This window comes from Nocardiopsis sp. TNDT3 (assembly GCF_003427465.1).
Taxonomy (GTDB): domain Bacteria; phylum Actinomycetota; class Actinomycetes; order Streptosporangiales; family Streptosporangiaceae; genus Nocardiopsis; species Nocardiopsis dassonvillei.
Window position 1 is genome coordinate 1 of record NZ_QPFC01000476.1, and the last position, 7,127, is coordinate 7,127.

At 74.1% G+C, this 7,127-nt stretch carries 6 protein-coding genes; 3 read left to right on the top strand and 3 right to left on the bottom strand.

Going from position 1 to position 7,127, the window contains the following annotated elements; genetic code table 11:
• Window positions 1-107 precede the first annotated feature (107 nt).
• A complete protein-coding gene (locus DQW06_RS12350; RefSeq protein WP_013154634.1) occupies window positions 108-1,163 on the top strand; it encodes a serine protease in 1,056 nt (351 codons plus the stop codon).
• 85 nt (window positions 1,164-1,248) lie between these two features.
• Here the strand turns inward: DQW06_RS12350 and DQW06_RS12355 are convergent, their stop codons facing one another.
• The gene (locus DQW06_RS12355; RefSeq protein WP_013154635.1) at window positions 1,249-2,673 is read right to left on the bottom strand and encodes an aldehyde dehydrogenase family protein; all 1,425 of its coding nucleotides are present in this window, start codon (window positions 2,671-2,673) and stop codon (window positions 1,249-1,251) included.
• Between the two features lie 311 nt (window positions 2,674-2,984).
• Between DQW06_RS12355 and DQW06_RS12360 the strand changes: the two genes are divergently transcribed.
• On the top strand, window positions 2,985-4,799 hold the full coding sequence (locus tag DQW06_RS12360; RefSeq protein WP_117198476.1) for a hypothetical protein: 1,815 nt from the start codon (window positions 2,985-2,987) through the stop codon (window positions 4,797-4,799).
• 47 nt (window positions 4,800-4,846) lie between these two features.
• On the opposite strand, the gene DQW06_RS12365 is transcribed toward DQW06_RS12360, so the two are convergent.
• Window positions 4,847-5,338 (bottom strand): AAA family ATPase, encoded by a 492-nt coding sequence (locus tag DQW06_RS12365; RefSeq protein ID WP_117198477.1) that lies wholly within the window; start codon window positions 5,336-5,338, stop codon window positions 4,847-4,849.
• 74 nt (window positions 5,339-5,412) lie between these two features.
• Here DQW06_RS12365 and DQW06_RS12370 point away from each other — a divergent pair, with 74 nt between their 5' ends.
• The gene (locus tag DQW06_RS12370) at window positions 5,413-6,297 is read left to right on the top strand and encodes a 3-methyladenine DNA glycosylase (RefSeq protein WP_117198478.1); all 885 of its coding nucleotides are present in this window, start codon (window positions 5,413-5,415) and stop codon (window positions 6,295-6,297) included.
• 66 nt (window positions 6,298-6,363) lie between these two features.
• Here DQW06_RS12370 and DQW06_RS12375 read toward each other — a convergent pair whose 3' ends face one another.
• A complete protein-coding gene (locus tag DQW06_RS12375; RefSeq protein ID WP_117198479.1) occupies window positions 6,364-6,777 on the bottom strand; it encodes a thiol-disulfide oxidoreductase DCC family protein in 414 nt (137 codons plus the stop codon).
• Between the last annotated feature and the right edge of the window lie 350 nt (window positions 6,778-7,127).

Below are 7,127 nucleotides of genomic sequence, written 5' to 3' on the forward strand. Positions count from 1 at the left end.
GTCTCCGGCACACCCCCGTGCCGGAGACGGCCCCTTCTTCCCCTACCGCAAACGACACAAACACAAAGTAGCCACTTGACTACCGAAAGTGTGCGAGGATGCTCGTCATGACCTCGTCCACCGCACACAGGATCCTCGCCCCCCTCGCCGCCGCGGCGGTCGCCGCCGGGGGTCTCTTCCTCGCCGAGCAGCTCCCGGCGCCCGCGTCCGCCGTCACCCAGGCCATCCACTCCCCCGCGGTTCCCGCGCAGGAGGACCGCGAGGCCCTGTCGCACGTGGCGGGGCTCTCCCACCAGAGCGCCGCCGTGACCGGCGACCAGCACCAGGCCGTGCTGGACTACTGGACCGAGGAGCGCATGGCCGCCGCCAAGCCCATCACCGGCATGCTGGAGGACGTCCTCCCGCCCGCCGAGGACGGGTCGGCCCCGGACGGGGGAGTGGAGCACCAGGCCGCGCCGCGCCCCGACAGCCGGGGCGAGCGCTGGACCTCGGGCGGGCTGGTCACCAGGACCACCGGCAAGGTCTACCTGACCATGGACGGGCGCGACTTCACGTGCTCGGCGTCGGTGGTGGACGCGGCGAACCGGAGCACCGTGGTCACCGCCGGGCACTGCGCCAAGGACGGCCGGGGCTCGTGGGCCCGCAACTGGACCTTCGTGCCCGGCCACGCGGACGGGGAGAGCCCCTACGGGCGGTTCACCGCCAGCGACCTGCTGGTGGCGCCGGAGTGGTCGCGCCAGGCCGACGACAGCTACGACTTCGCCATGGTGGTGCTCAACCCCGACGGGGGCACCACCGTCCAGGAGCGGGTGGGCTCCCAGCGGATCGAGTTCGGCACCTGGACCGAGGACAAGGTGCGCGAGGGGGTGCAGGTGTACACGTTCGGGTACCCGTCGGCGGCCCCGTACGAGGGCAGGCACCTGCACTACTGCTCGGGCCGCACCGAACCCGACACCGGCGGCACCACGGCCAACGGGGTGCGCTGCTCCATGACGCAGGGCTCCAGTGGAGGCCCCTGGTTCGCCGGTTTCGACACCGGTACCGGCCGGGGCACGATCACCTCGGTGGTCAGCTTCAAGTACGCCGACGACCGCAGCGTCCAGTACGGCCCCCGGCTCGGCCAGGAGGCACGCGAGCTGTACGAGCAGGCCGCCCAGCTGTAGTACCCGCCGGACGAGCGGTGTCCTCCGGCCCCCGTGGCACGGGGGACACCGCTCGTTCCGCGTCCGGGGGCGGCCCCCGCCGGTCCTACAGGTCGATTCCGGTCAGAACCAGGACCCGCTCGTAGGACAGGTCGGTCATGGCGGCGCGCACGCCCTCCTTGCCCACACCCGACCCCTTGACGCCGCCGTAGGGCATCTGGTCGGCCCGGAACGTGGGCACGTCGCCGATGACCACGCCGCCGACCTCCAGCTCGCGGTGGGCGCGGAACGCGGTGGGCAGGTCGCGGGTGAACACGCCCGCCTGGAGCCCGAAGTCGCTGTCGTTGACCGCGGCGAAGGCGGCGTCGGTGTCGGCCGCGCGCTGGAGGACCAGCACCGGGCCGAAGACCTCCTGGCGCACCACCCGGGAGTCGTCCGGGGCCTCGGCGAGCACGGTCGGCGCCACGGTCACGCCGTCGCGCGTGCCGCCGGTGAGGAGCTTGGCCCCGGCGGTGACGGCCTCGTCGATCCAGGAGGCCACGCGCTCGGCCGCGGCCTCGTCCACCAGCGGGCCCACGTCGGTGGCCGGGTCGGCGGGGTCGCCCACGCCGAGGGCCTCCACCCGCTCCACCAGGCGTGGGACGAACTCGTCGTACACGGCGTCCTCGACGATGACGCGCTGCACGCCGATGCACACCTGTCCGGCCTGGTTGTTGCCGAACAGGGCCACCCGCTGGGCCGCCCAGTCCAGGTCGGCGTCGGCGAGCACCACGGCGGCGGCGTTGCCGCCCAGTTCCAGGGTGACGTGCTTGTGCGGGGCCAGGCGGGGCAGCTGCCAGCCGAAGGGGCCGCCGGTGAAGGAGATGACGGGCAGGCGTTCGTCGGTGATGAGGGGGGCGGCGAGCTCGTTGGGCATCGGCAGCACCGACACCATGCCGCCGGGCAGGTCCGTCTCGGCGATGATCTCGCCCAGGAGCAGGGCGGTCATCGGGGTGGCGGGGGCGGGCTTGAGGATGATCGGCGCGCCGACGGCGATGGCCGGGGCGACCTTGTGGGCGACGAGGTTGAGGGGGAAGTTGAACGGCGAGATGCCCAGGACCGGGCCCTTGGGGACGCGGCGCACCAGGGCCATGCGGCCGGTGCCGCCCGGGTCGGTGTCCAGGCGCTGGAGCTCACCGCTGTCGCGGCGGGCCTCCTCGGCCGCCCAGCGGAACACGGACACGGCGCGTCCGGCCTCGGCGCGGGCCCACTTGATCGGCTTGCCGCTCTCGGCGGTGATGGTGCGGGCGATCTCCTCGGCGCGCTCGCCGATGCGCCGGGAGACGTGGTCGAGGGCGTCGGCCCGCACGTGGGCGGGCAGGGCGGCGGCCTCGGCGGCGACCGCGTGCGCGGCGGCCACCGCCTCCTCGATCTGCTCGGCGGTGGGCACGGAGACGGTACCCGCGTCCTCGCCGGTGTAGGGGTTGACGACGGTGATCTCGGTGTCGCCGGTCGCGGCGGTGCCGGCCAGCCAGAACGGACGCGTAGACATGCCCGTGACGCTAGTGCCCCCTTCTCCCGGTGTGCCTTGTCCACTGTTGCCAACCCGAACGCGGGAGTTGGCCACCGTGGCGCAAGAACGACGCGCACACGGGTCCGCGCTCCGAACAGGGGCGACAGCGGGGGGTGTACACCGGGGTGACGGGCGATATCGTCTGAGGATCAGACAGCCTGACCGGGGATCTTTGGTCGGCCGACTGGCGCCGGCGACCTCCTTCGTCCACAGTGGTGAGGAGGGCTCTGCCAGCGCGTTCGGCCGGACCCTCGGGTCCGCCACCGCCGACGGGATCCCGGGAGTGCCCATTGCCGCTTGTCTACCGCACGCTCGTCGCGGTCCCGGAGCACGACGGCGACCTGGTCGCCGTCACCTCGACGGTCCTGTCGCGGTGGCTGAGCAAGCGCGGCAACTCGGGCGCGCGCGTGGACTTCTCCGCCTCGGGGCGCCATGAGCTGAGCAACCGCTCCCGCGCCCTGGTCGTACGGCACGACAACCCCGACGAGGGCCTGTCCTTCCTGCGGCTGACCACCGAGTCCGACAAGACGGACGGCGTGTGGCGGACGGTCGCCACCGCCGTCGTGGACCCGGCGCTGTCCCCATGGCGGTACGTGTGGATCGACATGACCGTCACCCCCTCCTCTCCGGCGGGTGAGGGCTCCGAGCATCCCCGGCTGGACGTCATGCCGCCCGAGGCCGCACGCATGCTCCTGGAGGCGGTGCACGGCCACGACGGCGGCCACCCGCTGCCGCCCACGCCCCGGATCGTGCGCGGGCGCGACGACGACCTCGTGGACACGCTCGTGGCGACGATCCGCGACCCCCTGCGGCGCATGGCGGTGGTGGCCACCGGTTCGCCCCGCGACGTGACCGTCGCCGACTGGCGCGGGGCCATGGCCGGGGCGCTGTCGCGCTGCACCGGCATGTGCTCGGGGTACGTGCTCGACGACGCCGCCCTGGAGCGCGTCGGAGCGCTCCTGCCGCCGGGCCTGGACGTCCCGCCCGGCGGGGTGCGCACCTTCTTACCGGGGGTGGACCCGCACGACGAGGCGGACTCCGCCCGCCACCCCCGGATGAGCCCGGCCACGCTGGACACCGCGCGCGACGGCGAGCGCATCCGCAACTGGGTGGGCGCCGCCCTCTCACGGCGGGTGCGCGACAACGCGCTGGAGGTGGGCCTGCCCGACCCGCTCCAGGCCGTGGACGCGCTGCTGGAGGAGGAGACCGACGACCTGCGGCGGTCCGACCCCGGCACGGCACGGCCTCGGGTGAGCGTGCCCGCGGCCCGGGGCGCGGCCGTCGTGCACCAGGCGGCGCAGGGGCAGGGCGGGGCGGTCCCGACCGGAACCGCCTCGGCGCTGGAGCGCGAGGCCCTGGAACAGCAGACCCAGCGGCTGCGGGAGGAGGTCACCCGGCTCGGCGCGCGGGTCAGTGAGCTGGCCGAGGAGCGCCACGGACTCCTGGCCGAGACCGCCGACCTGAGCGAGGAGCTCGACACCGCGCGCGAACAGGCGCGCGCCGCCCGCTACGAGGCCCGCTGGCTGCGCGAACAGGCGCGCGAGGCCGGGCTGTTCCGGCTGGCCGCGGCACCCGCGCCGAGCGATCCGCAGCGGCGGCCCCCGGTCAGCGTGCGCGAACTGCTGGAGCGGATCACCGACGACTCGGTCCTGCCGCACCTGTACTTCACCATCGAGGACGCCACGGTCTACGAGCTGTCCGACAGCCGCAAGGAGTCCCTGTGGGTCACCCGCGCGTGGGAGGCGCTGCTGGCCCTGAACGACTACGCGCGCTACCAGTTCGACAACCCCGGCACCGGGCTGGGCTTCCACTCCTACCTGCGCGAGACCCCCGACGGGTACCAGGTGATCCCCATCAAGCGGTTGGCCTCGCAGGAGTCGGACCACGTGCGCAACCGGGGCAAGCTCAACGACAAGCGCCTGTTCCGGGTGCCCGAGGAGGTGGAGCCGAGCGGGCGGCTGCCCATGTACGCGCACATCAAGCTCGACATCGAGTACGGGATCTGTCCGCGGCTGTACTTCTACCCCCACCTGGGGCCGGGCACCACGAACCGCGTGTACATCGGCTACCTGGGCCGCCACCTGCCCGTGCAGCAGTCGAACTGAGCCCGACCGGGCGGGCGGACCGGAGCCGGACACGCGCCGCGAGGGGTCTATCCCCCGGTGAGGCGCAGGATCTCGTCGACGACGCGCGCGAGCGGCCTGGTGGCGTCGACGACCGTACCGTCCCGCGGAACGTCCTCCTTCGTCAGGTGCAGGCGCACGATCAGGTCCCGTTCGGCCTGCCTGGCGCCCCACTCCCCCTCCGGTCTCCCGTCGAGCCGACGGCGCAGCGTCCCCGGGTCGATCTCCAGGACGAAAACGCCGTCGAACAGGTCGACGAACTCCGGGAAGTTCCTGGAACCGCCGCAGAAGAACGTCACCGCGCTGCCCCGGTCGGCCACCAGGGACCTGACCCTGTCGACGTGCCAGAGATGGTGCTCGTGCCTCATGCCCTCCGTCGGCTCGCCGGTTCGCGGGTCGCCCTGGTAGGCCAGTTCCCGGTCGCCGTCGACGGCGTGGTGCCCGCGCCGGCGCAGTTCCGCGCAGACCGAGGTCTTGCCGGTGCCGGAGACGCCCTCGACCAGATAGTTGCGCACGCCCATCACCGGAGCGTACAAGAACGCGTGCGACGTGACGCGGGGGCGGGGGATCCCGCGGCGCGCGTACCCTGGGGGCCGTGACGGAAGCGAGTACGCGGGCCCTGGCGGCCCTGCCCGAGGAGCGGTGGCGCGAGCGCGCCGAGCGGCACCGCGACCGCGTGGACGCGCTGGTCGGGGACCACCTGCGGCGGCGCCGGGAGGGTGTGCGCCACCCGGTGGAGGACTTCCTGTTCACCTACTACAACCTCAAGCCCGCGCAGCTGCGGCGCTGGCACCCGGGCGCGGGGACGGTGCTGCTGGGCGAGGGCGCCCGCGCCCGCCTGGACGAGCGGTTCTACGCCGAGCTGCCCGGGGGCGCGGTGGGCCTGGACACCGCGGCGTTCCTGGCGGCGCGGCCGGTGCTGGACTTCGTGGAGCGGCTGCTGTCGTCGGTCGCCGGGCGCCCCGCCCACCTGGGCTGCTTCGGACTGCACGAGTGGGCGATGGTGTACCGGGCCGGAGAGGTGCGCCACGGACAGGTGCCGCTGCGGCTGGGCCGGGAGGGCACCGACCGGGTCGTGGAGACGCACCGGATCCAGTGCTCGCACTTCGACGCGTTCCGGTTCTTCACCGACGCCGCGCGCCCGCTCAACACGCTCCGGCCCAGCCGGGAGCGGCAGGACGAACTGGACCAGCCGGGGTGCCTGCACGCCAACATGGACCTGTACAAGTGGGCGTACAAGCTGACCCCGGCGGTGCCCTCGGAGCTGGTGGTGGACTGCTTCGAACTCTCGCGGGAGATCCGGACGCTGGACATGCGCGCCTCCCCCTACGACCTGGCGGCGTGGGGGTACGCGCCGGTGCGGATCGAGACCGCCGGGGGAAAGGCGGAGTACATGGAGGCGCAGCGGGGGTTCGCCGAGCGCGGCGCGGTGCTGCGAGGGCGGCTGCTGGAGGTGTGCCGGACCCTGCGCGCGGCCTGAAGTCCGCGGTCGGCCGGTCGGCACGGAGGCGTCCGCCGACCGGCCACCGGTCGCGGGGGCGCCGGGTCATCCGTCCTGTGGCGGGGGGCCGAGGCCGCAGGAGGGGGCTCCTCCGGGGATCGGGATGCGGTGGCGGTTGGCGGCCACCCAGCGGTAGGCGGCCCGGTTGAGCGCGCGCAGCAGCGGAAGGCGCGCCAGGCGGCCCAGCGGCCGGGTGAGCGGGCGCCCGTGCAGCAGGAGTTCGGCGACGGCGTCGCCGCCCGAGAAGCGGCGTCCGTCCGCGTACACGAACCAGGCGCTGGCGTCGGTCTGCTCCGGTGTCAGCCCCGCGGAGTCCAGGTCGAAGTCCTGCCAGGCCACGAAGCGGCTGCGGGCGCGCAGCCGGTCGCGGGCGAAGACCACCGAGCGCTTGCAGAACCCGCAGTCGCGGTCGTACAGGAACGCCCCGGTGCCGGGGACGGTGTCCAGCGAAGGCCTCATGCCGTCATCGTGCCCGCGCGGGGGCGTCCTCTCCCGGTTCCGGCGGAAGTTCTCGCCGCCCGCCGCGCACGGGACACGCCCATCTGGGGCTTCGCGCCCCTGCGTGAGCGACCGCACAGCCGCCCGCGCGCGCGGCGCCCCGCTGCACGCTTTTCAGCGGGCACCGGTGTCGCGGGCCGTCCGGGCCCGCGCGGTCCGTTCCGCGCGCCGCGCACCCAGGAGCAGCAGCACCGGGCCCGTCCCCCATCGGCGCCAGCATCGCGGCCGCCTGGAGGAGAAACCACGCCCGAGAAGGGGCCACGGTGGCCCGGCACGGCGGGGGCGGCCGCCCGGATCCCGGACGGCCGCCC